We start from the raw sequence: 25,456 nt of genomic DNA, 5'->3' as shown, positions 1-25,456 counted from the left end.
AGTATTTCCCCCTTTGAAAGTTGAGTTAGCCTTTAACGGAACCGAGCAAAGCGCCCTTCGCAAAATGCTTCTGCAGAAAAGGGTAAACAATTAGAATCGGCAGAGAGGAAGCGACGATAACCGCCATCTTGATCGTTTCGGCAGGCGGTGCGACATACCCCTCTTCAAACGTCGTGGAGTCGCCAATCCCTCCTTGTGATAATATTACGATCTGCCGCAGCCACACCTGTACCGGCCACAGCGAGGATTCGTTGATGTAAAGAACAGCGCTAAAGTAGGAGTTCCAGTGTCCGACAGCGTAGAACAGTGCCATGGAAGCGAGCACTGGCGAGGAGAGAGGAATGACAATTCGGAATAAGATCCCGAAGTCGCTGCAGCCGTCGATCCGTGCCGCCTCCTCCAGCCCGTCCGGCAGCTGCTGGAAAAAGTTACGCATGATAATCAAGTTAAAGGCGCTGATCAAGCCCGGAACGATGACGGCAGCTAAGCTGTCAAGCAGCCCGGTCCATTTGACGATCATAAATGTCGGAATCATCCCGCCGCTGAACAGCATGGAGAAAACGATGAGGCGCATAAACAGCTTGTTGCCCATTAAGTCTTTCTGTGCAAGCGGGTACGCCATCAGGGCCGTAAAGAACAAGTTAACCAGTGTCCCTGCTACAGTGACGAACACAGAAACGCCCAAAGAGGTCATAATGATCTTGGTCGAGAAAATGTATCGGTAACCTTCCAGTGAAAACTTGGTCGGAAACAGGATAAACCCTCGCCGCAGCAACTCTTCGGGAGCGGTCACCGAGGCAGCCAGTATATAAATGAACGGCAGGACGCAAGCCAGCGCGACCAGTCCCAGAAGCGCGTAATTAAGCCCGTCCAGCAGTCGGTTCGATAAGCCTTTATCAACCACGTGCAGCCCCTCCTTTCCAAATTAATAAATCCCTTCTTCACCGAACTTTTTGGATAAATAGTTGGCGCCTACGACAAGCACTAGACCTACCGATGATTTGAACAAGCCTACTGCGGTACTGTAACTGAACTTGCCCTGCGTGATCCCAGTCGTATAGACGTAGGTGTCGAACACCTCGCCAACCTCCCGGTTCATCGGGTTGATCATGAGAAATATTTGTTCAAAGCCCGTATCGAGAAAATGCCCCAGCCGCAAAATAAGCAAAATAATAATCGTACTGCGGATAGCCGGAAGCGTAATATGCCATAGCTGCCTCCAGCGATTGGCTCCATCGATCCGCGCGGCTTCATACAACCCGGGATCTACGCCAGCAAGCGCGGCGAGGAATATGATCGTTCCCCAACCCGTTTCCTTCCACATCACCTGAGATGTGATCATCGTGCGGAACCATTCCTCGCTTAGCAGGAAGTTCACGGGCTCCTTGCCCCAGCTCACCATCATGTTGCTGACGATGCCGCCGGGCGTGTTGAAGAACAAAAAGCTGATACCCACAACGACAACCCATGATACGAAATGCGGAATGTAGATAAGCGTTTGGATGAACCGCTTGTACACTTCCTTGCGCACCTCGTTAAGCATCAGCGAAATGACAATCGGTAGCGGAAAGAAGAAAACAATATTGTACACCGCCAACACGAACGTATTCCGGAGCAGCATCCAGAAGGAATCGTCGCCCATAAATGCTTGAAAATGCTTAAGTCCGACCCACTTGCTGTTCGCAATGCCGAGATAGGGCTGATAATCCTGAAAAGCAATTAGCACCCCCCACATAGGGATGTACTTATATACTAGGAAAAATAGCAATCCCGGCGTCAGCATCAGATAAAGCCAACGATGCTTGTTAAATCGGCGTGCAAACGTCGTCCATGCTGAGGTCGCCTGCCGATTCTTTCCTACTGTTGCGGTTTGCACTGCCCTCACTCCTTCGTTCTTTAGGTATATGGACCGTCCTGTGTCCTGCTACCAACTTATCCGCTTCCCAGATTACCGTCTACAATCCGCCCGGCATGTTCTGGACGTCAGATGCTGACAGATGCCTCCTCAAGCGTAAACAAGCCGAATAATAATCATTTGGGAAGCACCTACAATCCGGAGGGAAGCTCTTCGACCTGATATTTGCCAATATCGGCGTGGCCCGAACTCCGAGTCCTGTTCCGATTAACCGCGAACAGTCCGATCTTTGCCCCTACCCATCGGCCGGCGCTGGCCTGTACCTTCCCTCCCGCCTGCCGCCAAACTGATCCGTCTAAGCTGTAGCTGAATCGGCAGCTGGCTTCACCTGTGATCGTGACACGAAGCTGAATGGACTCAACCGAAGCTCCTCTCGGCTGCACGTCCAGATCCACAGCCCATACCTCCCGCTCTACCCGGTTCCCTTCTTCGGGGGTGCCTTGCACGAGAGACATACGAAGGCGTTGGCCGCAAAAAGTAACAGCCAGATAGGTATACCTGATCCCGAACACGATCAAACCAGTCTGATCCCCATCCTCCTCGGGGAAAAATCTCAGCGAAGCCGTCGCCTGCAGCTGAGGTGCGGACAGCTTCTGCAGCAGCAGCTGGGGTGCATCGTATAACGTCCCGGCTCCCTCCGGCAGCGACAAGGCGTACAGTCTCAGATTGCCGGGCCGTTCGCTGAGCGAGTACCACCGCGAATCAGGATTAGCCTGCCATTGCCACTGCAAGCCCAAGATGGGAGCGCTAAAGTCATCGGATGCGGCAGGCGTCTGAATGGGATACGTTCGGCCGACATCCGGTTTGTTCCACCGCTTGACCGGCTCACCGATCCCGTCCATGTTGCGATCGACGCCCATAACCGGCCAGTCATCCGACCAATGCATCGGCTGCAGATGAATAATCCGCCCGTAAGCGTCCCTATCCTGGAAGTGCAGGAACCAGGACTCGCCTGATAGCAGCTCGATCCAGCCCCCTTGATGAGGCCCGTTAACCTCTGTATCGCCCTGATGAAGCACGATCCTGTCCTCATAGGGACCCCATATATCTCTTGAGCGCAGAACGGTCTGCCAACCGGGCACAACTCCGCCCGCTGGGGCAAAGATGTAGTAGTAGCCTCTGCGCTTGTACAGCTTGGGCCCTTCGATCGTCGGATGCCGCTCTTCCCCGTCAAATACGATGACGCCGTCTCCTAGGAGCTCTCTGCCGTCAGGCGACATCTCGATCAATTGAAGCTTATCCTTGATGCCGCAGCGGCTGTGCGCGAACGCATGGATCAGATAGGCTCGGCCATCCTCATCCCAGAACGGACAAGGATCGATCCATCCTTTAACCTTTCGGACCAGATGCGGGCTAGTCCAAGGACCCCGTGCATCCTCCGAAGTACACATAAAGATGCCTTCATCGGGTGTCGCAAAAAATACCCAGAACTTCCCGTCATGATGCCTGATGCTCGGAGCCCAAACCCCCTCGCCGTGTCGGGGCTTGTCGAAGCCGGGCAAATCCAGCCGGTCGATCACATGGCCGAGTATCGTCCAGTTGATCAAATCCTTAGAGTGCAGCAGGGGAAGTCCGGGAGTGTGTGAAAAGCTCGAAGAAATCATATAGAAATCGGAGCCTACCCGAATCACATCAGGATCAGCATAGTCCGCGTGCAAAATCGGATTCCGATAAGTGCCGTCTTGCATATCCGCCGTCCATATCGCTTTACCTGTACCGCTCATCTCTATCCCTCCTATGGCTAAAGTTCCTGGCGCTGACTGTCCGCATGGTCATGTCTTGCTCGCCTCAACCTAACTATAAGGGGCTGTAACCTTCTAGAACATAATCCGTCCGGCAGAACGTGCTCTCTTATCAGCTCAATAATCACTGCGGCAGACCTGGTAATCATCAGAGCAGATCTCTATCCGCCCCGCCAACAAAAAAAGACCCCGGCGGGGCCGGGGCTAGGAAGATCGATATTTTTTCCGGTATTCGCCGGGTGTCATATCCTCCAGCTTGCGGAAATAACGAATAAAGTTTTGCGAGTTTTGATAGCGCAGTCGTTCGGCAATCTCTGATATTTTCATATCCGTTTCGATCAGCCACTTTTTCGCTTGGGTCAATCTGTATTGCGACACATAATCGCTGAAGTTCGTCCCCGTTTCTTTGCGGAAAACAGTTTTGAGGTAATTGGGATGATAGTTAAGCTTACCGGCGCACACGTCCAGCGTCAGATCAGACTCGAACTCATGATGAATAATATCTTTCATTTGCTCGGAAATGTTGCGGTTGCGCGCTTCCCACTTCCGGCTCATGAGCGTTACCATCGGTTTTAGCACCGTCTTCATAAACCATTGCTCGATCTCGGCTGCCGTTTTCAGATCGAGAAGCTGCTGGAAGAGCTCACGATCCCCGTCGGCCAATGCAGGCAGCGCCTCGTCGACATTCTGCAGCTCACGGAGCAGGTCGGCCAGCAGACGGAACAGTATCATTTGATATTCCTGATGGTGCATATTTTCTTTCAGCGTCATATTTAGAAATTCATGAAGCAGCTGACCGGCCTTCTCCAGATCTGGCACCATCAGCGCGTCGATCATTTGCTTCTCGATCCATTCCGGAAATATCATCTGGACACGACTGTTGGGAAGAACATCCTCCATATGAAGAATCGTTTCTTCTCCAAACCGGATACGGTATTTCAGCGCCCCCAGACTTTCCCGGTAAGCTTGTTCCGCGGCGGCCAGGCTCGAGCTCAAGCGGCTGATCCCGACACTTACCTTCAGCTCAAGCAAGCTGCGGACTGTCGCCTGAATCGTTTCAGCCGCCAGGTAAACTTCGTTCTTCGCTTCTTCGGGCGTATCGGCCGTCATCTTGAGCAGCGTCACCTGATTGCCACCCAGTACTACGGGATCCAGGCGACGGTTAGGTGATATTAGATCCGAAACGATATTATTGACGGCAAACATCAGCAGATCACGATCGGATTCCTTAAAGCGGGTTTCGGCCAGCGTATCGATCTGAACGGTAAGAACGAAGTAGGAGTCGATGTCCATACCGTCATAATACTGGCTGACCCGCTCCTGAATTTCCCGGGTGCCCAGTTCGCCAAGAAGCAGCTTCCGGATGAAAAACTCCTTGAGCTTGCGGGTCTGGCCTTGAATTTGTTCAAGCAGCTTCGTTTGGGACAGCTTGAGTGTCCGGATATGTTCCCCGATCACCTGAAATTCATCCTCGGCCTGCAGGTTCTTCATCTCGTCCATCGGGCGACCCAGTCCGATCTCGATCACCTGGCGGATCGGCTTATACATGCTGTGCGAGCCGAACAACAATATGACAAGCAGCAGAACAAAAATAACGGAGCATATGAGTATCGTGTAAAACCCAATCGCCCGTGAATCCTTCGTAATCAGCTCGATGGATACGAGCGATATATAGTTCCAGCCGTTGTAGTCGGAGTGGCTGTAAGCGATCCCGACCGTCACGTGATTAAGCTGCACCGTCGTGTATCCCTCTTTGGCATCCAGCGTCTTCAGATGGCCGATAACCCCTTCAATCGTATCCTGCGAAAAAGTCGGGTTGCTCGTATCATGCGTCAGAAGGCGATATTGCCCGTCTAGAATCAACGTCATGGATTCCACCGTCATGTCAGGAACCAGTTTCTGCAGCCGAGAATCCGGGACCGTAACCTCCAGTATGCCGGCCGGATTATTTACGGCATTAATCGGCAGTTTTTTGACGAGCCTGACATCCCGAGACTCCACGTCGGTTACCCACATGGAGGTTTCATGAGTGCTGGCAATTTGTGTAAGCATTTTCAAGCCTTCCTCCGATAAAGGAGCGAAGGCGTTGTTATCCAGCGACCAGCGGCCCTCCAGGCTGGACAGCCTAACATTTTTCATGCCTACATCATAAGTCTGAAGCTTGTGCAGCCCTTCGGTCAGATCATTGATTTTCTGAAAATCACGGGCCGCGAGATTTGCGCGAATACTTTGGCTGACGATCGGGCTGATCGTAAATTGAATCATGGAATTATCGATGGTTTGCAGCAACTGCTCTACCTTTAATCTTGTCTGGTTGAGCACCTGCACTTGTCCTTGAATAACCTTCTCTTCGATAATCCCGCGTGCTTTCATATAGGAAAGAATCCCCAGTGAGATAACCGGTATGGTAACAAGAATCAGACAAAATACGGTAAGTCTTCTTAGATACTTCGATCTCCACATAGTTCCCCCTTGTGATGAATCAAACGAATGCCCTTATTATAATGAAAAGCAATTTACCATTCAAACCGATTCGATAATCACTAGGGCAGAACTTGCTCAGGATTCTGATTAAACTCTCTAAAGCTTAAGCCAAGCCGCCTCGCTTAGCCAACAAGCTGCGCCGGTCCCTTCATCACCAAGGGACCGGCGCAGCTTGTTGGTTTGCTTATCAGACGGCATCAAAGGCAGCATGCGCAGTTTAAGGTAGCTCAGGAAGCTTGTTCGATGCCGCGAAGTAGACCGGCGGAGCATCTTCCGCGAACCGGACAGCCTCCCGGGCCTTCGAAAAGTCATTGCCCACGATGAACAACTGGCTGGCGTCCACATTATCCAGAGATAAGAAGGCATCGGTATCGGATACCGCCTTGCAGCCTTCCACCGACAAGCTCCGTACATCCTTCAGCTCGATAGCGTTCAACCCCTTTTTCGCCGGACCTCCACGGAAGCCCTTCAGAGACAGCTCATCGAGATGGACGCCGTACAGCGCATTTTCCCAGTGCCGGTTCGGCTGTCCGCTCCAGCCTACCTCGACGTCTTCCAGCGAGATCTGCTTCCCATAGCGGCAGAACACGGCGGGAATCGTATGGTGGTAAACGCGACGCGCCGACGGATTGGGGTCGAAAACGCCACCGGGATACCCGCTTTTGTCTCGCATCGTAACCTTCAGGTTGCGGATTGCGATGCCTTCCAGCATGCTGTCCTCCGTCCCCTCCAGATAAATCGCATTCTCCGAGTCGGCCAAAATATGATTGAAGCGGATATTGCGGATTTTTCCGGGAAACACATCCGGGGTACGCCGGTCCACCGAAACAAAGATCGGCTCGCCCTTGCCCCACCACTTCCGCTTGCGCGTCTGCTCCAGCTCATCGCTGAATAGCCTTGTTTCGACGACGATGTTGGAGAATAATATGTTCTCGATCGTCCCTCCGTCCCTTGCCCAGACCCCCATCCCGCGGTTCGTATAGCGAATAACGCAGTTCTGAAACACAACATTACGGATGTCCGCATGCGTCTCTGTTCCAATCTTGAGTGCTGTTGAACGGGAGATCAGCGTACAGTTCGTTACCGTAATATTCTCACAGGTTCCATAATGCCTGGCCCCATGCTCCGTCGTCTTCAACACGATGCAATCATCACCGGCTTCGATATGGCAATCGGAGATATGCACGTCCTTGCAGCTGTCCGGATCGATGCCGTCATTATTAGGGCCCCGCAGTTGTCCGATGATCTTGATACCCTGAATGTTAACCCGGTTGCAGCCGGTCATATGCAGGCACCAGGAGGAAGCCTGATACAGCGTAACATCCCGGAAAATGACGTCCTTGCACCCTTCCAGATCAATCAGCTTGGGACGGAATTCGAAGAGCGGAAGCAGCACATGGTCGCCGATGCCGTTGTCTTCCTCCACAAACCGCGGGCCTTGCCCGTCGATCGTCCCCATGCCCGTCACGGCTATCCGATCCGCGCCCCGTGCCGACAGCAGACCACAGCGTCCGCCGCCCTGGAGCGGATCGAAGTCCTGCTCTTCCATGCTGCTGATGATCCGTCCATTCGCAGACAGATGCAGGTTGACATCCGACTTCAGCATGATCGTGCCGGAGAGAAACTGCCCCTGAGGAACAATAACCGTCCCCCCGCCTGTCTCCGAGCAGCGGTCGATGGCTGCTTGTATACTTGCGGTATCTTTTGTAATCCCATCACCCACGGCACCAAAATCCCGAATATTATAAGTGTTCATGATCTGTCATCTCCTTCTGATCTTCTCCTCTACCTTAAGGGAATGCGGAATTTCCGTATACAATCATTAGGGCATATGATGGTCGAAACCCTCGATTTCTTGAACTTCTTCGTTCCGATAACGACGCATAAAGAGCTGCCCCCAAGGATCATTGCGACCCGTGAAGACAGCTCTTCGCTAAACTTCTTCCTGTCTTGCCCGACATGCCTCTTAACTTAAGAAGGCGCTTGAAAATCGCCATGACTCTTCCGATAATCGCCCGGCGTCGTTCCCATGACCTTCTTGAACGCGCGGATATAGGAGATATCGTGGAGGTAGCCAACCTCGAGAGCGATTTGCTTCAGCGATAACGACGTCTCCTCCAGCAGCCTGCGGCTCTGGGCGATCCGGACGCCGACCAGATAGTCGACCAGCTTCTCGCCGAACGTTTCTTTGAACAGACGGCTCACATATTTGCCGTTCAGACCGAACTTCTCGCATAGCTGGTTCAGGGAGAGGTCCGGGTTCGCATACTCGGTATCGATATAGACTTTGACCTCGCTGATCAGCTTGTAGTGACTGCGGCTCTCCTGCTGCTCGCGAAGCCTGTCGCTGAATTCATCGAGTATGGCCACAAACCGGGTTTCCATCTCTCCGCTCCAGTCAAACGTATCCCGAAGCTCATTCAGCTTCCCGACGATCTCGTTCTTCCAGACATCCTGGATGTCAGGCGGAAGCTCGATCATCTCGCGGTATAAATGATCGATGAACGTGCCAAGCACCTGCACCAGCTCCTCCCGGGGCAGACGCTGAGCGCGTATTTCCCGGAAAACCGCTTGGAACATCTCCCGCCAATCATCATCTCCTGTCCGGAATGCCCGGGCGAAGCTGCGGATCAGCTGGAGATATCGGTAAGTTTCGCTTTCGCCGGACAGTATGTCCTGGTAGGAAATGATTCGGTTCAAGCCAAGGCTGGCCTTATATTCCAGCGCTTGCTGCGACTGGGTATACGACTCGGGCACTTTCGGGATATCGTCTACGGCAGCCCCTAGTCCGACCGTCACGGTAAACTCCAGGTTAGCCATCACCCAGGCCTGCACTTCTCCGGCTACCTTCAGCAGCTCCTCTTCCGCTTCAGCCTCCTCTCGGTGGCTTTGATACAAGGCGGTCAGTTGATGCTGGGCCGTCCATTCCGCCCAAACCGCGACCCGATGCGTCTCGGCCAACTCCTTGACCACGCTGTTCAGCACAAACTTGAGCAAATACATATCCCGCTGCGAGTAGGTGGACTGCACGGTCGAATATTTATCTATCTCGAAGATGGCGACAGCCAATGTCCGATAGGTCGCCGGCAGACCGAAACGGTCCGTCTCCCGATCCCATTCCTCCCTGTCAATCGGCCGGTTCCCTTCCAGCAGCTCCGTGAAAAAATGCCGGCGGCGATAGACGGAATCCTCCTCATGCCTTTTCTGATACGTGTTCGACTGGTCGATCAGACTGTCCAGCGCCTGCTCGATGAATTTGAATTCATCCTGCCCTTTGCGGGAAAGCTTCGAGCTGCGGCTCTTCGAATACCGTTGAATCCGTTCCATAATTTCCTCGATCGGCTTGTAGTTCCTGCGGGTGACATACGTCATCCACACCGTGCCGACGATCACGACGATCAGACTGGCCGCAATCCACACATAGGAGAATAAGGATACATAACGGAATACATTGTCATCATGAACCCCGCCTGTATAGGACCACCCCGTATAATCCGAGCTGAGCTGGGACAATGTCGAGCCGGGCAGTTTCCCGTCGGCGCCCGCGGGTCCTGCGATGACCGTTCCGCCAGAATCGCGGATTTCGACGAAGCTGCCTGGTCCGGTCAGCTCGGCAAGCCGCTTCCCGATCTTGGACAAGCTGACATTGACGACGATCAGCCCCTGCCCGCCCTGCAGCAGCGGGTATTTCCTAACCATCGAGACGACGGATGGCGGGTACCGTTCCTGATCCTGAAATTCCATGTAGGTACGTGGACCCGATAACTCAAATAGCACCCCGCGATCCGCCCGGCTCGCCGCAAACTCCCGGTCACCAAACCGCTCCAACGGAATGAACGTATTGGTGCTCAGTACCATACTGTCCGCATAGCGGTACAAATAGATCGAATCGATCAGGCCGTCGGGTCCCCCCATCTGATGAATTCGCTTGGATATTTCATAAGTATCGAAATAGGTGATAGCTCCGTCCCCCTGAAAAAAGCCTCTCAGCTTCTCATCGGTCTCCAGCTCCTTGATGAGCGCGTTGTCGGTCTCCTTCAAGGAATAGTCGATGAGCTGCATCAAATGGCGGACAAGCTGCTGATTCCCATTGGCCGTCTCCCGCTGAGACATTTCACTGAGAAGCAGGAAGGTCACCAGGACCAGGATGGAGGTCAGACTGAAAAAAATCGGGAAATACGAGAATAGCAGGCGATAGAACCAGGTCTTCTTCATGGTGTCTCCCTTCGTGGGCAACCGCTTCGGCCAACATTCGGAGAGAAATCGATTGCTCCGCATTTGCCCTATGCGACGAATATTAACACGTGTTATCTAGCTCTGTAAAGAGGGCCTACTCCCCGCCCGGTTCCTCAGCTTAAGCTAAAAAACCCGCAGCAACGCCCCATGTGCGTTGTCTGCGGGTTTCTTCCTTAGAATAGGGATAACCTACCTCTATGAATTTACCTGTGCCGGTTGAAGCCGTTCGCGAGCGGCCAGAGCCGCCTCCACCATATGGCGCAGGGACTTCTCCGTCTCCGGCCATCCACGTGTTTTCAGGCCGCAGTCCGGATTGATCCAGAACAATCTAGGGTCCAGCGCTTTCAGCGCCCGGTCGATCATGTCCTCCATCTCCCGAACATCAGGCACACGCGGGCTGTGAATATCGTAGACGCCCAGGCCGATGCCATGGTCATAGCCCTGCAGCTCGAAGCTCGCGATCAGCTCGCCATGGCTGCGCGAGGTTTCGATCGAGATCACATCCGCATCCATGGCCGTGATCGAGTCGATCATATCATGGAACTCGCAATAGCACATATGCGTGTGAATTTGCGTCGTAGCGCGAACGGAGGCGGTGGCGATGCGGAACGACCGGACGGCCCAGTTCAAGTAATGCTCATGGTCGCTGCCCTTCAGCGGCAAGCCTTCACGAACAGCCGGCTCATCCACCTGGATCATCTCGATGCCCGCGCCCTCCAGCGCCTCGACCTCCTGCCGCAGCGCCAGCGCGATCTGGCTCGATACCTGCTCGCGGCTTAGGTCGTCCCGGACGAACGACCAGTTCAGTATCGTAACCGGTCCCGTCAGCATGCCTTTAACCGGACGCGAGGACAGCGATTGTGCATACGCGCTTTCTTTGACGGTCATCGGCTCTACGAAGGCAACGTCGGCGTAGATCACCGGCGGCTTCACGCAGCGGGAACCGTACGACTGCACCCAGCCGTTCGCCGTGAAGAAAAACCCGGCCAGCTTTTCGCCGAAAAATTCCACCATATCCGTCCGCTCGAATTCGCCGTGTACCAGCACATCAAGGCCAATCTCCTCCTGCAGCCGGATGCAGCTTTCGATCTCCTGGTTTACAAAGGCCTCGTAGGCGGCATCGTCCAGACTGCCCTTGCGCCATTGCTGGCGCGCCTGGCGCACCTCCATCGTCTGCGGGAAGCTGCCGATCGTCGTCGTAGGCAGCAGAGGGAGCTTCCACTTCTCCTGCTGCACCTTGAACCGCTCCGCGAACGGCAGGCTGCGCGTATCGCCCACCTGGGCGATGCCCGCCAGACGCTCGGCCACATCCGTCCGGTTCCGCTCAGGCAGCGAACGGAAGCGCGTCAGCGCGTCGCGGGCGGCCGCCAGCTCGGAAGCCACCGCATCCCGGCCCTCGCGGACCGCCCGGGCGAGCAGCGCCAGCTCATCCAGCTTCTGATCGGCGAACGCCAGCGCGTCCTTGATCTCCGGCTTTAGCTTGTCCTCGCGGTCTACCGTCACCGGCACATGCAGCAGGCTGGAGGAGGGCTGCAGGATGAGCCGGTCGGCGGGAACGTATGCCGACAGGCGGCCGATCAGCTCCAGCTTGGCATCCAGATCGGAACGCCACACGTTGCGTCCGTCGATGATGCCGGCGGCAAGTACCTTGTCCTGCGGCCAGCCGTGGCGCTCCAGCTGCTCCAGATGCTTCCCCCCGTCGTGAACAAAGTCCAGACCGATGGCAGCTACCGGCAGGGCGGCCACCTGCTCGAAGTGGTCTACCGCCTCGAAGTAGGTCTGCAGCAGGATACGTAAGTCCGGTACCTGGCGGCGCAGCTCGGCATAGATATGCTGCACCAGTCTAAGCTGCTCCAGCGACGTATCCTGCACCAGCGCCGGTTCATCGATCTGAACCCACTGGACGCCCTCCTGCTTAAGCTCTTGCAGCAGCTGGACATACACCGGGAGGAACTGCTCTGCCTTCTCGGCAAGCCGGGAGGAAGCAAAGCCCTTGGACAGCCTGAGGAAGGTATATAACCCGACGACGACAGGGCGGCCCTCGATACCCGCTTGTTCCTTAGCGAAGCGGTAGGCGGCCAGCGGCTTGTTCTCGGCCAGGTAAGGCTTGCTTTCGCCGATCTCAGGCACGATATAGTGGTAATTCGTATTGAACCACTTGGTCATCTCGCTCGCTACAGCACCGGCGCTGCCCCTTGCCATCGCAAAATATGTATCCAGGGACACCTTTCCTCCCGGATGGCCGTACCGCTCCGGCACGATGCCGAACATAACGGCCGTGTCCAGCATATGATCGTAATACGTAAAATCATTGAGCGGAATGAAGTCGAGTCCCTTCGCCTGCTGGCGCCGCAGCTGCCCGAGGAGCAGCGTCTCCATCTCGGACAACAAAGCCTTCTCGTCCGTCTTTCCTGCCCAGAACGTCTCCAGTGCTTTTTTCCACTCGCGCTGCTCCCCGATTCTCGGATATCCCAAACTGCCTGTTCTCACTTGGTTACTCATATTCTTTGAATACCTCCCGGTTTAGTTAGTTTTCTAAGTCTGCGTTGCCGTTTCGGTCTCTGGCTTCCCACGCGCCGAAATCAAAAAAGACGTCTCTCCCCTCCAAAGTCAAGGGGAAAGACGCCAGCGCTATTGTTCATTGGTTGTCGTCTAACACCTCCCTATCTCCCGTAGGTAATGCAGTGTCGTCGAAACAGGCAGGTCTCCTGGCTATCAGCGTCAACATCGTCAGCGTCTTCCCGGCTGCTGGAGCAACCAGTGACATGTATGCTGCGACTCTTCTGTTACAGTGGCGGGACCGCGTCGGCTTTACACCGAACTTCCCTATTAAGCTTATCCGGACGTTGATTCAACCTCCGGGAAGCACCTGTTTCCCTTTATTCAGTTGGGTTCTAGCTTTACAAGCTTCATGGATACAACGACCATCATAACCGAGCGCTGCCAAATGCGCAAGACATATTCTAACTTTTCGGAAAAAACTACAAATCTATCGCCATTCTGACCATATCTATAACCTGCATGCCGTTTTCGTATATCTTTTCCTTATAATGACGAATGAAAAAGTCCCGGTCAATCCAGGTCATCCGAAATCCGCATTTCTGGTATAGAGCCAGCTGGCTGATACCTGTACTTCCCGTTCCTACCTCCACCGTCTTGTAGCCGAGCGACCTCGCATGGCCGATCGCATGAAGCACCAGCGCTTTGCCGATGCCTTGACCCTGCAGCGCCTCGGTTACCGCCACATTGACCAGCTCGGCTGTGCCGGGGCGGGTCGGCAGCAGCACGTACACGCCTGCGGCCCGGCCATCCCGCTCCGCAACGCAGCAGATGCCGCGACCGGCGTATTCCTGAACAAGCTCCACCGAAGGGTCGGCGAGCAGCAGCAGCTCAAGCGGGAGCGGCTCGCCTGCCCCTAGCCTCCTAATCTCCAACATTTAGCCGACTCCTCTCATTTTACCCTGCGAATGCTTATACAGCTGCTCGTAATAGCCGTGCAGCTCCAGCAGCTCGCTATGATCGCCCTGCTCGACAATCTCACCGCTGCTCATGACGAGGATGCGATCCGCATGCATAATCGTGGACAGCCGATGAGCGATGACAAGCGTAGTGCGTCCTTTAGATACGACGGACAGCGCGTTTTGAATGAGCTGCTCCGTGTACGAATCCAGATTGGCCGTCGCTTCATCCAGGATCAGCACCTTCGGCTGAAATACGATAATCCGCGCGAAGGAAATCAGCTGGCGCTCGCCGGCCGACAGACCGCTCCCGCGCTCCGACAAGCGGGTTTCGTAGCCATCCTTCATCTTGGCGATCACCGCTTCGGCGCCGACGAATTTACAGGCCCGGATCACGTCCTCGCGTGAAATGGTTTCGTCAAATAACCGGACATTATCGACGATGGTGCCCGAGTACAAGTAAGGCTCCTGTTGAACGAGACCGACGATCCGGTGCAGCGTAGCCTGCGGAATATCGCGGATATCCGTACCGTCGATCCGGATGCTGCCCTTCTGCACGTCGTAGAACCGGCACAGCAGACCGATCAGCGAGCTCTTGCCCGCTCCCGTCGTGCCGACGATGCCGATCAGCGAGCCCGGGGCGATGTGCAGATCGATATCCCGGATAACCGGCTGGCCTTCCACATAGGCAAAGGTAACGCGGTTAAAGTCGATTTTCCCCCGAACGGTCTCGGGGGCGATGGCCTTCGGAGCGTCCGCATCGGTCACTTCGGGCTGTATAGAGAAAATGCCCCAGATCCGGCTAACGGACACCGTCGTCGACTGCAGCGTATTCCATTGCTGGGTAATCGTATTGATCGGTTGGAAGAACATGCGGATATACGTAATGAACGCATACAGCACCCCGAATTCCAGCTGCTTATCGAATACCGCGATACCGCCGAGCCAGGTGACGAACGCCACGGACAAATTGCCCAGAATATCGAAGGACCGGTTGAACAGCACGTTTGTCGTAATTTCCCTCAGGTTAGAACGGTAATACGTATGATTTTTATCCGTAAATTGATTCTGCTGCTCCTTCTCTTGATGGAAGGACTGGATCAGGTTCATCCCGGCCAGGTTCTCCGCTACGAACGCCACCAGCCGCGACAAGTTCGTCCGCGCCAGCTGATACGTCTTGCGCATGTAGGATCGGAAAGAGATGGCGATCAAGGCGATGATCGGCAGCAGCATCAAGCAGTACAGCGTCAGCTCTACATCCAGCTGGAACATGAGCACGATGATGAAAACCAGCGTCAGGCCGTCACGTATTATACTGAGCAGCACCTGATTGAAGAACTGGTTGACCGTCTCCGTATCGCTCGACACATGCGTGATCAGACTGCCGCTTGGCACGCGATCAAAGTAAGACATCGACAGCTTCGAAATATGCTCGAACAGCTCCTTGCGGATGCGGGCCACGATGCTTTGGCCGGCAATTTGCAGCAGGTTATTCTGCAGATACGTAAACAGTAGGCCCGTTAAGGATAAACCCAGATAGATGGCGCTGATGATCACTACCGTGCCGTAATTCGTATCCCCGATCATCAAATGATCGTCGATGGCTACTTTCACGAGATACGGCTGGAATAAATCCGCCGCAATCGCCAGCAGCGTACAGGCAATCATCAGAAAAAACGTTTTGCGATGCGGCGTGGCATAGGAAAAAAGCACGCGGAAGGCCGACTTGTAACGTGTCGGAGCCTCCACCGCTGACTTATCCTTCTGCATACTGATTCCCCTCCTCCTGGATAGCATAGAGCATCGCATAAATCCCCGGCTGGGCGATAAGCTGGGCATGGGTCCCCCGCTGCACGATCCTGCCTTCATCCATCACGATAATCACGTCGGCATGCTTGAGCGCACTGATCCGATGGGCGATCAGAATCGTCGTCCGGCCCGCCCGTTCCTTGCGGATCGTCTCGATAATTGCCTTCTCCGTCACAGCGTCGACGGCGCTAACGCTGTCGTCCAGCAGCAGAATCGGAGAGTTCTTGATCATGCCGCGGGCCAGACTCGTGCGCTGGCGCTGCCCGCCGGACAAGGTGACGCCGCGCTCCCCGAGCTTCGTCTCGAACCTGTCTGGGAAGTCGAGGATGTTGTTATAGATCTGGGCCTGCTTGGCAGCCCGCTCCACTTGGTCAAGTCCCGAGTCCCGGCGGTAAAAAGCAATATTATCGCGAATCGTCGTACTGAAGAGAAAGCCCTCCTGGGGCACATACGCGATCTGACTGCGAAGGCTCTCCAGCGTCAGCTCGCGTATATCGACGCCGCCTATCCGCACCGTGCCGGGCGGCGGATCATAGACGCGCAGCAGCAGCTTGGCCAGCGTCGTTTTGCCGCTGCCGGTTTTGCCGATAATTCCGATCGTTTGTCCCGGCTCGACGGTCAGGTCGATCCCTTGTAGGGACGGCTTCTCCGCATCGGGGTACGTAAATGTCAGACGGCTGATGCGGATAGCCGAACGATCCAGGTCGACCTCGCGGGCATCCTCCAGCTCGAGAATATCCGGACGGCGCGCCAGCAGCTCGTTCAGCCGCTCGAGCGAGGCTCTCGAACGCTGCATCGTATTGATGACGTTGCCAATCTGCTGCAGCGGGTTGACCATCATACGGATATACAGGGTAAGCGCGACAAAGTTCCCCAGCGTGATCTGTCCCCGGATCGTCAGGTAACCGCCGAAAGCGAGCGTAACCACGAGTGAAAGCGCACCCAGGAATGGGATCAGCGCCTGAAACAACGAGGACACGCGTACGAGGCTCAGCTGATTATCCCGAATCCGGTCAACCGTCTCCCCGAAGCGCCGGATCATAATGGGCTCCACCGCAAACTTCTTGGTTACGCGAATTCCGCCAAACTGCTCCTCGGCCGACTCCGTCATCTTGCTCAGCGACTCCTGCACGGTTAGCGAGCGCTTGCGGATAACCGGGCCGAAGCGGACGACGAGAAACGGAATAATTAACAGCGGCGTGACGCATACAGCAATCAGATAGAGCGGGATGGAGCTGGCGGCCATCATCACGACCGCGGCCATCAACAGAATAATAGCATTCGTCGTCTGGTTGATCCCCATCGAGATCGATTCGCGGATGGCGGTGACGTCGTTCATGACGTAGCTCAGCATCTTGCCGACGCCGTGCTTGGAATAGAAGCTTTCGCTCAAGCGGGTAAAATGCTCGAACAGCTTCCTGCGCGTGACGAATTCGAAATATCGGCCTGCGCGCATAACGACATACTGTCCGATCCCGGCCAACAACCCGAACAACACGCCCACGGCGAGCAGCTTGAGGCTGTAGTCGATGATCAGTGGAGGCGTCAGCTCCCCCCGCTGCAGATGATCCGTGAAATCGCCAAGCAGTCTGGGGTAGTAAGACTGAATGATGTTGGCCGCTGCAATCAGCGCGACCGCAAGCGCGTAGAGAGGCCACTTGGACTTCACATAATCCAATAACAGGCGCTGGGAGTTCATGAAGCAAATCACTTCCTATATCTTGTAGTTGGCAATGCAACTATAGGAGCCGTCATTGCCATTGGACAACGTGCACACGTTCACAAAAGCTTCTTTATGTAGTTTACCACAACCCGGGCGATAGCTAAACGGTTTCCTGGCAAATCTTTTTCTTTCCCGGCATCATCAATGATTATCATACTGCCGCAGCTGCAGGATGTCTAGCCTCACATTGCCCTGCCTGCCCGCCCGCTTCTATGCCGCTATGCGCCGTGCTCACGGCGGTCCTTCGCTTCTTTCCCGCCGGTAGCCGGGCCGGTATCCTTATAAAAAGAACTGTCCGGATCACCGGACAGCTCTTCTTCCCTTGCTATGCATCGTGCGGGCGCATTCCTCCTTGGGCGAAGACCAAGTCGCCGGCCTAGCAGCCGATGATGCGCTCCGGCTTCCAGTACAGCAAAGCCGCCTTGAAGCGGTGAGGATAAGCGAGCCTGCCGTCCTGCTCGATCACATGCCGCCGCAAGATAGCTTCTGCCGTCCGCCGGTCGTACTCCTCGTCCAGTATCGAGCGAAGATTCGACTTGAACAGCTCCTCCTCCGTGTCATACCAATAGATGCGCTCGAGCTCAAGCATCCTGCAGTTCGCATCGATACCCAGCTCATACAGCATCGCAAGCAGATGGATGTAGTCCCTGCGCTGGAATTTGATCCTGCAGCCCAACCGTTCGCGAATTTCTGTGTAATGAGGCTTCTCCGGACCCCCTGTTAGTCCGAGAACCGCCAAGCGGCGAGCACTGTCATTGATACGGATCAGCGCCTCGTCAATATCCGCCATCCGGTAGAAGCAGTTTACGCCAAACACAACATCATACGATTCCCGGAGCTGATGCTCCTCCCACTTCGCATGAATATACTCCATGTTCGATAAACACTGACGGCCCGCTTCTTTCTCCAAATAAGCCAGTACGCTGCGCGAGCTGTCCACACACACGAGCCGCTTCACCGCCGAAGCCGCCGCAAACGTATAATTGCCCCAGCCCGGGCCGATCTCCAGCGCCGTATCGTCCGGGTTCATCAGGCCAACCAGCTCTTCGCGGATCGGACCCGCGTATTCATCCAGCGCAATAGGCTGCTCGCCGCCCCGTCCTTCCACATATCCCTGCCAGAACGCCTCCTCCTGCCCATCGTCGGTCATCCGCTCGGGCAGCTTCCCGTTCCAGTCTCTCATGCCCTCCAGCCATAGCTCCTTGGCGTTCAATCGCATTCTGGCGACCTGCACCATCGGTTCTTCCCCTCCCTTTGTCCTTCCCTTGTCTTCCCGCTACGCCTCACTTATACCGGCCTGACAGCGGTGATTTTCAGTCCATACGCGCTGCGTTCGATCTCGGCCTCAACTCCATAGACATCTAGCAAATGACCGGCCGTAAACACCTCGAGCGGCGTGCCTGCGGCCGCGACCGCTCCGTCCTTCAACAGAAAGACGCGGTCTGCGTAACGCGACGCCAGCTCCAGATCGTGCAGTACGACCACGATCAGCACCTCCTTGCGCCGGGCAAGTCCCCGCACCAGCTCCAGCACTTCGAGCTGATGCCGGATATCGAGCGCGGCTGTCGGCTCATCCAGCAGCAGCACATCCGGCTGCTGGGCAAGCGCCCGGGCGATCAAGGCCCGCTGGCGCTCGCCCCCGCTCAGCTCGTCGAGCTGCCTACTTGCCAGCGCCTCCAGCTTAAGCTCGGCGATAATGTCGCTGACGACGGCCAGATCGCGATCCGTGACCGTCCACTGCATATGCGGCTTGCGGCCCAGCAGCACGGTGTCGAGCACCGTCAGCGGCAGCGCTGCGGCTCCCTGCGGCACATAGGCCTGCTTCCGGGCGAGCTCGGCAGGCTTGTAGTCGCGGATGTCCCTTCCGTCGATCCACACCTGGCGCTTGTCCGGCGGGATAATGGAGGCCAGATGCTTAAGCAGCGTCGACTTGCCCGCTCCATTCGGTCCGACGACCGCGACCACCTCCCCGCTTGCCAGTCCCATCCGGATGTCGCGCAGCAGCTCCCGGCCTTCATGCCGGAAGGTCAGACCCTTTACTTGCACGACCATCGCTTTCGCCCCCTATCCCCAGAACTCCGTGCGTTTCTTAATCAGTAAATAAATGAAAAATGGCGCTCCGAAGAAGGCGGTCACGATACCGACCGGAATCTCGATCGGAGACAGCACCAGCCTGGCTGCCGTATCCGACAGCAGCAGAAGCACCGCCCCCGTCAGACAGGAGCAGGGGAGCAGGTAGCGGTAATCCGTACCGATCAGCATCCGGCTGATATGCGGCGCGACGAGTCCGATAAAGCCGATGATTCCCGAGAATGCGATCGTTGTCGATGCCATCAGCGTCACCAGCAGCAGGCCGAGCCAGCGCAGCCGCTTCACCTTCACCCCCAGTGTGCTCGCGACATCCTCGCCCGAGCCGAGCGCATTCAGATCCCAGGCCAGCTTCATCAGGATCAGAAATGATCCTGCAAACAGCGGCAGCAGCAGCTCCAGCACCTGCCACTTGGCTCCCCAGAAGCCGCCCATCAGCCAAATGACCAGATCCTTCAGCGCTTCGTTATTGGAGAAGTACTTCAGCGCCGTCACCCCGGCGGCGAAAAGCTGGCCGACGGCTACGCCCGCCAGCAGCAGCACGGTCGTCGAGCTGCTCTTCAGCTGCGCCAGGCCGTAGACGACCAGCACCGCCAGACAGCCGAACACGAAGGCATTGACGGCGATCAGCCACGGTCCCTGCTGAATCAGATTGACGCCGAACACCCCCGCACCGGCTACGATAGCCAGTGCGGCTCCGAAGGAGGCGCCGCTCGATACTCCGAGCGTGAACGGATCGGCCAGCGGATTGCGCAGCAGCCCCTGCATAATCGCCCCGGCAGCAGCCAGCGACATGCCGGTGACGACCGCCATCGCGATACGGGGCAGCCGGACCTCCATGACGATATAAGCGTTCATCGGATCGATCGGATCGCCAAGCAGCATCGCCGGCAGCTCCCGCAGCGGAATGCCCGCCGAACCGCTCGAGGCGGCATAGAGGACTGCGGCGATCAGCAGCAGCGCGAGCGTAAGCGTCACGCCGAGACGGCGGCGGCGTTCCTTGCGGTAGAGCTGCCTCAAGCGAAGCTCCATGCCTAGTTATTCTCCTTATACGAATAAGACCAGATTCCCTGATAGGGGACCGTCAGCCACTTCTCAAAGTACTCCTTGATATAGCTGTCCGGATCGACGTCCTTGAATCTGTCAGGATACAATAGCTTCGCTAGCTGGAGCGTGCCGATATAACGCTTGTCCGAGCCGATAAAATTCGTATAGAAGAAATACAGCTCCTTGTTCTGACCCGCTTTCAGCTTGGACACGGAGGAAATGTTCATAATATGATCAATCGCGTCCTTCATAGGCTTGGTATCCTTCGCCTCGTAGCCGCCGAGCCAAGTCCCGTGCAGCGTGATCACGTCAGGGTTCCGCTTCAGCACGTACTCCTCGTCTACGAGAATGGTGGTTGACGCCTCCGCCGGATTCCACTGCACATCAGCCGCATCCTTGCCTCCCGCCAACAGAGTGGCATACCCCTCGCCGACTCCCGGCTTGCCGCCCAGCGACTGGCTGGGGAAAATCCGGTATCCTCCGTTCGAGTTCAGATACCCGACGGATAAGGCCAACACCGTCTTCTTATCCGCCTCCGGGATGTCCTTCACACGGTCTGCAGCCAGCTTCTCGATGGACTGCTTCCATTGCAGAAATTGCTCCGCCTTGTCTTCCTTTTGGAAAATACGTCCTAGAATCTTCAATTCCTCATCCTGGCGCTCAGGCAAATAATTGTTTAGCCTCACCACCCGGATTCCCGCAGGCTCCAGCTTCTCCTCCAGCTTGGAATCCGGCCGGTTGGTATAGGCGAACACGACCTGCGGCTTTAGCGACAGCACCGTTTCGAGATTCACCTTGCTCGTCTCCCCGACGTCAGGAATCGAGCCGTAGCCGAGATAGGGATTGTTCTTGATTGTCGTGTCCCCCGTCGCGATCACCTTGTCGGCCGCCCCAAGCAGATGGATGGCTTCCGCTGTATTGCGGTTAATAACGACGACTCGCTCGACCGGAAGATTCAGCGTGATTTCTTTGCCCGCCGAATCCGTGAATGTGACGGAAGTTGGCGGCTCCTCCTTCCCGCTAACCTGATCGGCAGCGCCTCCCGCAGCCGGCGATGCTTGATTCCCCGCTGTCGCCCCGCATCCGGCCGTTATGGCTAATAAGAGGATAAACACCAGGAATCGGGCGGCATAATGCTTTAACGCATATCGATTGTTCATTTCGTATTCTTCTCCTTCAGCTTCTTAATCTTCACGCGCCTACAACGGCCTGTTTACAGCCAAAAAAAGAGCCCTTCCAACCGAATACGTCGGTTAGAAGCGCTCTATGCCTTTCTCATGTTCAGATGGACGCGCATGTATGGTTACCCTTACGGCATCCGCATTCATCAAGCTCTCCTAACACCTCCCTATCTCCCGTAGGTTATCGCAGTGTCGTCAGAACAGGCAGGTCTCCTGGCTTCAGCATCGCCGCCTGACACCGCCTTCCCAGTCCTTCAGGACCAGTGGCAAGTTTATGCGTCAGACTCCGCTGTTACAGTGGCGGGACCGCGCCGGAATCGCACCGGGCTTCCCTTTTAAGCATGATTTGTCGATGGTTATCGATAAATCCGCACCTATTCCCACAATATGCTGTTGTTGATCGCTCTAAGCTTAGCTGAAGGACGGACACATTTCAACTCAAAAATTTGCAGCGAAGCCCGTCAGTTGGCAGGATAAGAGATATTTACAAAGAAATAGTAGATAGTAAGCATGTTCCCTGATGGGACCTAACCAAGGAGGATGACACACATTGGGTAAACACATCCATCTGCTTGTCGGCACCAACAAAGGGCTGTTCCGGTATAAATCGCCTGCGGAGGACCGGAAAAACTGGGAGCTTAGCGGACCGTTTCTTCCTGGCTGGGAGGTTTACAGCGCCTTTGGGGACAGCCGCCATGGCAAGCGCCGCATACTTGTCGGAACGTCCCATGCCGCATACGGAGCGACGATCCGCATCAGCGATGATGAGGGAGCAACATGGTCGCAAATTGAAAACGGACCCGCTTACTCCTCTGAAAGCGGATTCAGCTTAAACCGGATCTGGCAGATTGCTCCCGGAGCTCCTGCCGAGCCGGGCACCTTGTTCGCGGGAGTCGAGGAAGCGGGCCTGTTCGTCAGCCGTGACCGGGGCGAGACGTGGAAGGAGCTGGACGGATTGACCAAGCATCCGTCGAGGCCCGGCTGGTTTCCCGGCGCCGGCGGGATGTGCCTGCATACCGTCATCGTGGATCCACGCGATGCTCGGCGGATGTGGGTAGCCATGTCTGCCGTGGGCGTGTTCCGCACCGAGGACGGAGGCGTCACCTGGACGCCGCGCAATGAAGGCTTGGCCCGCGTCCCGACCGGTCAGCCTTACGACGAGGTAGGGTACTGCGTACATAAGATGGTGGCCGATCCCGACAATCCCGACACGCTGTATATGCAGGAGCATGGCGGAGTCTTCATGTCCGAGGACGGCGGCGACCTGTGGAGGCCTATCGAAGAAGGCTTGACGGTGCGCTCTAATGACGCGCCGTTCGGCTTCCCGATCTGTATATCCCCTACCGGCGACCTGTTCCTCATCCCGCTGGAAAGCTCGGAGCAGCGGACGATGAAGGACGGCAAGATGCTCGTCTACCGCAGACATCGGGATGAGTCCGAATGGCAGCCGGTGGGGGACGTCGTTCCCGATGAGCAGAGACATGTAAGCGTACTCCGGGACGCCATGAGCGTGGATACGCTCGACCCTTACGGGCTGTATTTCGGTACCACCTCCGGCGAAGTATTCGCCTCGCTGGACCGGGGCGTCAGCTGGCAGCGGCTGCCTGGACAATTTTCAAGGATTCTGACCGTCAAGACCTGGATAACCGAACATGATGACGGCCATTGAAATCAGCGTTCCCTCTCTCCTGATGGATTGCACGGGCGGACATACCCGGTTTACGATGCATGCCGCCACCTTGAGCGAAACGCTCGAGCAGCTGTGGTCGGCTTACCCGCTCCTCCGCCGCCATCTTTATCAGGAATCCGGCAAGCTGCGCCCCCATGTGCTGCTCTTCTATAACGACGACAATATCGAATGGCTCGATAATCTCGACATTCCTCTGAAGGCCGGTGACCGCCTGCTCGTGCTGCAGGCCGTTTCCGGCGGGTAGAGCATCACCGCTGCCCAGCGCAGCTTGCCTGCCATCTCTGCGTCAGCCCTGGTCCGCTCGGACCAGGGCTAAAAATCTGATTGCGCCCCTCTCCTTATTTTGGTATGATGGGGGACGTCTCTCTCGCGTTTCGCCTTGTCTGAAGTTGGCGGATTAGCCCCGCCTGCATAAACTTATCGGAGGTGTACAATGCTTTACTACGTTTTGGCCGCCAAGGCCTACTCCCGCAATCTGCAATATCGGGGAGCGCATATGGTGCACAATATCGCAAGCGCCATGTTCGGCTACATGTATGCCTGCATCTGGATCGGCATCGGGGAAAACCGCTCCCTGGGCGATTACGGGGTACAGGGCATGATCAGCTATATTGCGTTCACGCAAGCTGCCCTCTGGATTACGGGATTTATTACAGGAGGTCTCGGGATTCCGCAAGCTGTCCGCACCGGGCACATCTCGCTGGACCTTATGCGCCCCGTTCATCTGTTTACCCATCTGATGAGCCGGGAGTGGGGGCAGATCGCCTACCAGTTCGTGTACAAATCCATCCCGATCTACGCCCTGTATGTCATCGTCTTCTCGCTTCAGCTTCCTTCCGATGTTTACCGCCTGGCTCTTACCGCGCTTGGTCTGGTCTGCTCCGCCTATCTATCCATTTGCATCAACTACCTGATTGGCTCTACCGCACTCTGGACGACCGAATCGAACTGGCTGTACTGGGGCAATCATGCCATGGTGATGCTGCTGGCCGGCTTCTTTATTCCGGTGGAATGGCTGCCCGGGTGGCTTCAGACGATTAGCTGGCTATCGCCTTATCCTTATCTGCTGTATGTGCCTACGCGCATTTATCTTGGATTCGAGGACGGCTCTTTGCTGATCGGTTCCCTCATCTGGTGCGTCTGTCTGACGGCTGTGTGCTTAAGCGTAACCATCCTGCTTAGGCGCAAGTTGGAGGTGCAGGGAGGATGAGATCTGGAATACTTACGTCCAGCCTGGCAGCAGCAAGGCTTTATTTTCTGCTCATCCGGGCAAGCATCCGAAGCCGAATGCAGTACAAGTTCAATTTCGTGCTGTCGAGCCTGCTGGCCGCCCTTATTCAGATTTCAGACTTTCTTATTTTGGCTATCGTGATGAATAAATTCGGCGCGATGCGCGGCTGGAGCCTTTATGAGGTCGGCTATCTGTTTGCCGTGATGACTCTATCCAAGACGCTGTACCGGACTTTTGCCAATGAGGTGCATAATCTGGAGAAATATTTGGTGGGCGGAGAGCTGGATCAGCTGCTTACCCGTCCCGTGCCGATTCTTTTTGCGCTGTTCACCCAGAACTTCCGCCTGCTCCCCGGAGAGTTTATCCAGGGTGGCTTTGTGCTGGGCTGGGCCATGAACGGGATGCTGCGCAGCGGACAGATCGGCTGGATTGCCCTTCCTTATACGCTGCTGGCCGTCGGCACAGGCGCCGTCATCCTGTTCGCGATCGGACTCGCAACGGCGACGGTCGGCTTCTGGATCACCCGGATCACCGAGCTGCAGAACATCACGGAGGATGCGGCCCGAACGGCCGCCCAGTATCCGCTTGTCCTCTATCCCGGCTGGTTGAAGTCGATACTGCTCTTCGTCATTCCCGTCGGACTTGTCAGCTATGCGCCTTCGCTCTTCATCCTTCGAGGCGAATACGGAGGCTGGCTGCTGGCCGCGATCGGAGGGGCTGCGCTGATTGTTCTGGCCGCAAGTCTTCAGTTTTGGCGCTATGGATTAACCAAATATCAAAGCACGGGCAGTTAGAGAGGAGCGAACAGGGATGACGCAAATGAACAGGCGGCTGCTTAGTCAGACGTCCGAA

Annotated in this window: 18 protein-coding genes and 2 riboswitches; of the genes, 4 read left to right on the top strand and 14 right to left on the bottom strand. The window is 55.9% G+C overall.

Annotated features, from left to right (window positions below; translation table 11 throughout):
* Positions 1-25 precede the first annotated feature (25 nt).
* The 14 genes from GSF01_RS06090 to GSF01_RS06025 form a co-directional block, all read right to left on the bottom strand.
* Positions 26-904: a carbohydrate ABC transporter permease gene (locus GSF01_RS06090; RefSeq protein ID WP_159882141.1), complete on the bottom strand. Its 879-nt coding sequence runs from the start codon at positions 902-904 to the stop codon at positions 26-28.
* A gap of 21 nt (positions 905-925) precedes the next feature.
* Positions 926-1,876, bottom strand: a complete 951-nt coding sequence (locus tag GSF01_RS06085; RefSeq protein ID WP_407945744.1) for an ABC transporter permease — start codon at positions 1,874-1,876, stop codon at positions 926-928.
* Positions 1,877-2,046: 170 nt separating this feature from the next.
* Positions 2,047-3,639, bottom strand: coding sequence for a glycoside hydrolase family 43 protein (locus GSF01_RS06080; protein ID WP_159882140.1), 1,593 nt, complete (start codon positions 3,637-3,639; stop codon positions 2,047-2,049).
* A 222-nt stretch (positions 3,640-3,861) separates the two neighbouring features.
* Entirely contained in the window at positions 3,862-6,120 is a 2,259-nt protein-coding gene (locus GSF01_RS06075; protein ID WP_159882139.1) for a helix-turn-helix domain-containing protein, read from the bottom strand.
* Between the two features lie 238 nt (positions 6,121-6,358).
* Positions 6,359-7,897 (bottom strand): glycoside hydrolase family 28 protein, encoded by a 1,539-nt coding sequence (locus tag GSF01_RS06070; RefSeq protein WP_159882138.1) that lies wholly within the window; start codon positions 7,895-7,897, stop codon positions 6,359-6,361.
* Positions 7,898-8,112: 215 nt separating this feature from the next.
* Positions 8,113-10,356 carry a helix-turn-helix domain-containing protein gene (locus tag GSF01_RS06065; RefSeq protein ID WP_159882137.1) on the bottom strand — a complete coding sequence of 748 codons (2,244 nt, stop codon included), beginning with the start codon at positions 10,354-10,356 and terminating at the stop codon, positions 8,113-8,115.
* Between the two features lie 216 nt (positions 10,357-10,572).
* Complete coding sequence (gene metE / locus GSF01_RS06060; RefSeq protein ID WP_159882136.1) at positions 10,573-12,879, bottom strand: 5-methyltetrahydropteroyltriglutamate--homocysteine S-methyltransferase; 2,307 nt, start codon at positions 12,877-12,879, stop codon at positions 10,573-10,575.
* A 179-nt stretch (positions 12,880-13,058) separates the two neighbouring features.
* Positions 13,059-13,265: riboswitch (cobalamin riboswitch) on the bottom strand.
* A gap of 93 nt (positions 13,266-13,358) precedes the next feature.
* On the bottom strand, positions 13,359-13,811 hold the full coding sequence (locus tag GSF01_RS06055; RefSeq protein WP_159882278.1) for a GNAT family N-acetyltransferase: 453 nt from the start codon (positions 13,809-13,811) through the stop codon (positions 13,359-13,361).
* A 3-nt stretch (positions 13,812-13,814) separates the two neighbouring features.
* Positions 13,815-15,605: an ABC transporter ATP-binding protein gene (locus tag GSF01_RS06050; RefSeq protein ID WP_235941313.1), complete on the bottom strand. Its 1,791-nt coding sequence runs from the start codon at positions 15,603-15,605 to the stop codon at positions 13,815-13,817.
* Positions 15,592-17,343 (bottom strand): ABC transporter ATP-binding protein, encoded by a 1,752-nt coding sequence (locus tag GSF01_RS06045; RefSeq protein WP_159882134.1) that lies wholly within the window; start codon positions 17,341-17,343, stop codon positions 15,592-15,594. Before GSF01_RS06045 ends, GSF01_RS06050 begins: the two co-directional genes overlap by 14 nt.
* Before the next feature lie 400 nt (positions 17,344-17,743).
* The gene (locus GSF01_RS06040; protein ID WP_159882133.1) at positions 17,744-18,604 is read right to left on the bottom strand and encodes a class I SAM-dependent methyltransferase; all 861 of its coding nucleotides are present in this window, start codon (positions 18,602-18,604) and stop codon (positions 17,744-17,746) included.
* A 50-nt stretch (positions 18,605-18,654) separates the two neighbouring features.
* A complete protein-coding gene (locus tag GSF01_RS06035; protein ID WP_159882132.1) occupies positions 18,655-19,419 on the bottom strand; it encodes an ABC transporter ATP-binding protein in 765 nt (254 codons plus the stop codon).
* A 12-nt stretch (positions 19,420-19,431) separates the two neighbouring features.
* Complete coding sequence (locus tag GSF01_RS06030) at positions 19,432-20,487, bottom strand: FecCD family ABC transporter permease (protein WP_159882131.1); 1,056 nt, start codon at positions 20,485-20,487, stop codon at positions 19,432-19,434.
* A gap of 2 nt (positions 20,488-20,489) precedes the next feature.
* A complete protein-coding gene (locus GSF01_RS06025) occupies positions 20,490-21,662 on the bottom strand; it encodes an ABC transporter substrate-binding protein (protein ID WP_159882130.1) in 1,173 nt (390 codons plus the stop codon).
* Between the two features lie 207 nt (positions 21,663-21,869).
* Positions 21,870-22,076, bottom strand: a riboswitch (cobalamin riboswitch).
* Between the two features lie 157 nt (positions 22,077-22,233).
* Here GSF01_RS06025 and GSF01_RS06020 point away from each other — a divergent pair.
* The 4 genes from GSF01_RS06020 to GSF01_RS06005 all read left to right on the top strand — a co-directional run bounded on the left by GSF01_RS06020 (position 22,234) and on the right by GSF01_RS06005 (position 25,398).
* A complete protein-coding gene (locus tag GSF01_RS06020) occupies positions 22,234-23,352 on the top strand; it encodes a WD40/YVTN/BNR-like repeat-containing protein (protein WP_159882129.1) in 1,119 nt (372 codons plus the stop codon).
* Positions 23,336-23,617: a MoaD/ThiS family protein gene (locus tag GSF01_RS06015; protein WP_159882128.1), complete on the top strand. Its 282-nt coding sequence runs from the start codon at positions 23,336-23,338 to the stop codon at positions 23,615-23,617. The genes GSF01_RS06020 and GSF01_RS06015 overlap by 17 nt, the downstream gene beginning before the upstream one ends.
* Positions 23,618-23,806: 189 nt before the next feature.
* Positions 23,807-24,583 (top strand): ABC transporter permease, encoded by a 777-nt coding sequence (locus GSF01_RS06010; protein WP_159882127.1) that lies wholly within the window; start codon positions 23,807-23,809, stop codon positions 24,581-24,583.
* Positions 24,580-25,398: an ABC transporter permease gene (locus GSF01_RS06005; protein WP_159882126.1), complete on the top strand. Its 819-nt coding sequence runs from the start codon at positions 24,580-24,582 to the stop codon at positions 25,396-25,398. Before GSF01_RS06010 ends, GSF01_RS06005 begins: the two co-directional genes overlap by 4 nt.
* Positions 25,399-25,456 lie beyond the last annotated feature (58 nt).

Source organism: Paenibacillus puerhi (assembly GCF_009846885.1).
Lineage (GTDB): Bacteria > Bacillota > Bacilli > Paenibacillales > NBRC-103111 > Paenibacillus_G > Paenibacillus_G puerhi.
This window is presented reverse-complemented; position numbering and strand designations above follow the sequence as displayed.

Bases quoted from the DNA above. Each gene is read 5' to 3' on its own strand.
- GSF01_RS06045 (WP_159882134.1), bottom strand. From the start codon at position 17,343: ATGAACTCCCAGCGCCTGTTATTGGATTATGTGAAGTCCAAGTGGCCT.
- GSF01_RS06070 (WP_159882138.1), bottom strand. From the start codon at position 7,897: ATGAACACTTATAATATTCGGGATTTTGGTGCCGTGGGTGATGGGATT.
- metE (WP_159882136.1), bottom strand. From the start codon at position 12,879: ATGAGTAACCAAGTGAGAACAGGCAGTTTGGGATATCCGAGAATCGGG.
- GSF01_RS06015 (WP_159882128.1), top strand. From the start codon at position 23,336: ATGATGACGGCCATTGAAATCAGCGTTCCCTCTCTCCTGATGGATTGC.
- GSF01_RS06065 (WP_159882137.1), bottom strand. From the start codon at position 10,356: ATGAAGAAGACCTGGTTCTATCGCCTGCTATTCTCGTATTTCCCGATT.
- GSF01_RS06075 (WP_159882139.1), bottom strand. From the start codon at position 6,120: ATGTGGAGATCGAAGTATCTAAGAAGACTTACCGTATTTTGTCTGATT.
- GSF01_RS06025 (WP_159882130.1), bottom strand. From the start codon at position 21,662: ATGAACAATCGATATGCGTTAAAGCATTATGCCGCCCGATTCCTGGTG.
- GSF01_RS06030 (WP_159882131.1), bottom strand. From the start codon at position 20,487: ATGGAGCTTCGCTTGAGGCAGCTCTACCGCAAGGAACGCCGCCGCCGT.
- GSF01_RS06035 (WP_159882132.1), bottom strand. From the start codon at position 19,419: ATGGTCGTGCAAGTAAAGGGTCTGACCTTCCGGCATGAAGGCCGGGAG.
- GSF01_RS06005 (WP_159882126.1), top strand. From the start codon at position 24,580: ATGAGATCTGGAATACTTACGTCCAGCCTGGCAGCAGCAAGGCTTTAT.
- GSF01_RS06040 (WP_159882133.1), bottom strand. From the start codon at position 18,604: ATGGTGCAGGTCGCCAGAATGCGATTGAACGCCAAGGAGCTATGGCTG.
- GSF01_RS06010 (WP_159882127.1), top strand. From the start codon at position 23,807: ATGCTTTACTACGTTTTGGCCGCCAAGGCCTACTCCCGCAATCTGCAA.
- GSF01_RS06050 (WP_235941313.1), bottom strand. From the start codon at position 15,605: ATGCAGAAGGATAAGTCAGCGGTGGAGGCTCCGACACGTTACAAGTCG.
- GSF01_RS06080 (WP_159882140.1), bottom strand. From the start codon at position 3,639: ATGAGCGGTACAGGTAAAGCGATATGGACGGCGGATATGCAAGACGGC.